The following is a 3,120-nucleotide window of genomic DNA, read 5'->3' as shown; positions in this document are numbered from 1 at the left end:
GGGTGCATAAAGAAATATGGGTGCACCTGTTGGTATATAATCTCATACGAAGGGTTATGGCTCAAGCTGCATTGGCGCACGATCGTTTGCCTTGTAGTTTAAGTTTTAAGCTTACATTACAAAGTATACGGATATTTTCACAGACTGATTTACTCTGCAAAGACGATCCAGAAATACTCAGACAACTGTTTAAAATCATTGTCCATAAACAGGTCGCCAACAGAACAGGACGCAAAGAGCCTCGGTGCAGAAAACGCAGAACAAAGACATATCCTCCACTAAAAAAAGCTCGAGGTTTATACAAAAATGCGGCTTAACTTAGTGCCATTAATCCCAATTCGTTTCTCCAAGTAATAACATCCGGCCTTTAGGGTAATACCAATCACCTCCGCCTGTGATTTTATTATATTTTTTATTTAGTTCACTATTGACCTTTTTATATGCTTGAGAAGGATCAATACCTTTTTTTAAAGCATCGTTAATCAACTGTGTTTCTTCAGAAAAAACAGCTAACAATTTTGGCACTTCATCAACTGCTGTTGTCGTTTTTGCCAAACTGTTAAACGCCTGATTGAATCTCTCTTTGCGTGCTTTCAAGTTCTTGCCATCAGAGATTGGTTTTTCAGGAATGCCAAAAAAATCAGGCATCGCTACATACTCGCCATACGTCATCTCCAAGCCATTATATTGCAGTGACTTTGGTAATGGTAAAGGCATTTTTGCTGCTTTTACAACAATATCACTATCACCAGTTTGCAAATCTGGGAAATACAAATCAACACTATTACCAATTAAAGTATGCTCTCCAGCATCGTATTGAAGACTTTTATCGTCATTTGCATAGGAATTGGAGACGATAAGAATGCTGACCATCGTTGTAATAGCTGATAATAATGCTTTTTTGGATTTGAAGTTAAATTTATATTTCATTGTTTTACTGCCACCTATTCTTTACTAACCTTGAGGATTTTTCGGCCCCTTCCGTAATATTTTCTACACTAATGTTTTGCGCTGAGTTCATAACATAAAGGTTTTTTATAGGCTCTGCACCATAATCACTTCTCTTATCAATGGTGCAAACACCGTCACCATTAACAGCATAACAGTATTCGCCGATACCATTTGTAATTTCCACATGAGTGACAAGGCCACTATTAATCATCCCATTGAGCGCAACCAGGTTAAAATGAGAGTTATTAATTTTAAGTGTATTACTTTCTTGATTCTTAGCATCAGAAGTGCGCTGCTCGTAATAAGGGGTTATAACTTTAAAACTCTTCTCTAAGTTAACGTCTGGTTTTTGTACCATAACATGGTCAAAAATAATATTGTTATATTGACTATCTTTGTTTTTATAAATAAAGTTGGCTCCCATCGATTCCTTAGCGCCCACAATTTCTACATTGCGTAAGCAGATATTGCTCTTTGACTCTTTTGATGCGTCATTCGAAAGATTAAATACGTAGTCATCATAATATGACTTACCTGAAGTTAGGATAAATATTAAATTCTGAAATGTGACTGAGCTAATAACGATAGCGTTTTCCTTTGATCCTCCAGAGATTTGAATTTTTGCGCTGCCATCACCATCAAAGGTTAAACCATCAGGTATTTTCTGAACATTTTTATTCGACAGATCATAAGTTGTATTTGACATTAATTTAATTATAACGGGATTATTTTTGTCTAGTTTGGGCTTAATCTCATCTGATTGTGCCACTTGGATTAAATCATTTAAGGATTGATCCTTATGCGCATAAATCACACGATCTTCTTTGGTAAATGCCGAAATATTATCAATTTTGTCATTAACAGGTTTTACCTTAGTGTCTGTATAGTCAGCTGCATCTTCTACCGCGGTTTTAATATCTTTATAAACCCCTGACTCTTGGCCTTTTTCATCGCTGCCAATGGCTGTTTTTAACGTATTAACTGACGTATCTAAAGTATCGACACTTTCTTGAACCTTATCTACACTACCTTGCGCCTGCTGTGCATCATTTTGAGCCTCTGTAATCCTTTGATCAAATTGATCTACTTTATCGGCTGAGTCTTTTGCTTTATTTGCAATATCCTTGGCATTATTTGCAATATCCTTGGCATCATTTGCAGTACTGGTTGCTTGACTGGCAGCTGCTTTGATCTCGTTAATACGGCTATCATAACCATCAACTTTTTTATTTACTTCCTGTGCAGCAGCTATCGCACTATCTGATTTTTTGCTTGCATCTTCAGCTCTCTGATTGGCGGAACTGGCATGCGTTTCTGCACTTGTTAATCGTGCATCAAATGTGCCAACGGTTTTTTGAGTATCCTGGGCAGTACTCTTTGCAGTATTTGCCGTGTTAACGGCCTGGGTAATTTTACTATCATAATCATTAACTTTTTTGGCTGCATCTTGCGCAGTATCATTTGCACTATTGGCTTTTGCAATAGCATTATTAGCCTGATTTATCGTTTCATTAATCGGCTCTAGCCATAACCTGTTAAGATCTTGTGCTAAAGGGCCAACCCTAGTATAGGTTTCAGGTAGTCTGTCTATATTTGCATTTGCCATTGATGCAAGAGCCAAACCAATACTCATAATCGTAAACTTTATCTTCACTGTTTTCTCCTATTTTTATCAATTTTTAATTTTTAATTTTTAATTTTTAATTTTTAATTCAACATTCAACATTCAACATTCAACATTCAACATTAAAAATGATATCCAATACTTAAAGATAAATTGAGCATATTAGGCATATAGCTTCCACCGTAATAAGGTGCATAGACATCATTGCCAGTACCAAAAATATATTGTGCTTCAACACCGATACTTAACGAATATGGCAAGAGATACTGGTAACCTAATGCAATAAATGGCCGGATACTGGTTTTTGACACTTCTTTTAATGCTGGATTTTCATAATCAGATAGTGTCGTTGTTGGATTGAACTTAGAAAAGACAACACTAGGACTAATGGCACTAAGTTAAGGAAAAATATGAACATATTGTAGAATTTGATTGCAACGCCGCACCTATTGCATATAAGATACTTTTCGCAAAAAAACACATCTTAAACAAAGGATTGACGTTGTGAGTATTTTTAACAGCTTTTTTCATTCAAGTCACCAAAA

The 3,120-nt window shown here is 35.9% G+C and carries 3 protein-coding genes and 1 pseudogene; 1 reads left to right on the top strand and 3 read right to left on the bottom strand.

The annotated features are described in order from the left end of the window. Positions 1–143, top strand: a pseudogene (locus DNK84_RS15245) (IS4 family transposase); the annotation flags it as partial. Between the two features lie 184 nt (positions 144–327). Here the strand turns inward: DNK84_RS15245 and DNK84_RS12800 are convergent. The 3 genes from DNK84_RS12800 to DNK84_RS12790 form a co-directional block, all read right to left on the bottom strand. Further along, entirely contained in the window at positions 328–930 is a 603-nt protein-coding gene (locus tag DNK84_RS12800; protein WP_119344870.1) for a hypothetical protein, read from the bottom strand. A 4-nt stretch (positions 931–934) separates the two neighbouring features. Beyond that, positions 935–2,605 (bottom strand): hypothetical protein, encoded by a 1,671-nt coding sequence (locus DNK84_RS12795; RefSeq protein ID WP_162902460.1) that lies wholly within the window; start codon positions 2,603–2,605, stop codon positions 935–937. Between the two features lie 92 nt (positions 2,606–2,697). Further along, positions 2,698–2,886, bottom strand: coding sequence for a hypothetical protein (locus DNK84_RS12790; protein ID WP_119344868.1), 189 nt, complete (start codon positions 2,884–2,886; stop codon positions 2,698–2,700). Positions 2,887–3,120 lie beyond the last annotated feature (234 nt).

Source organism: Facilibium subflavum (genome assembly GCF_003574485.1).
Taxonomy (GTDB): Bacteria; Pseudomonadota; Gammaproteobacteria; order Francisellales; family Francisellaceae; genus Facilibium; species Facilibium subflavum.
This window is presented reverse-complemented; position numbering and strand designations above follow the sequence as displayed.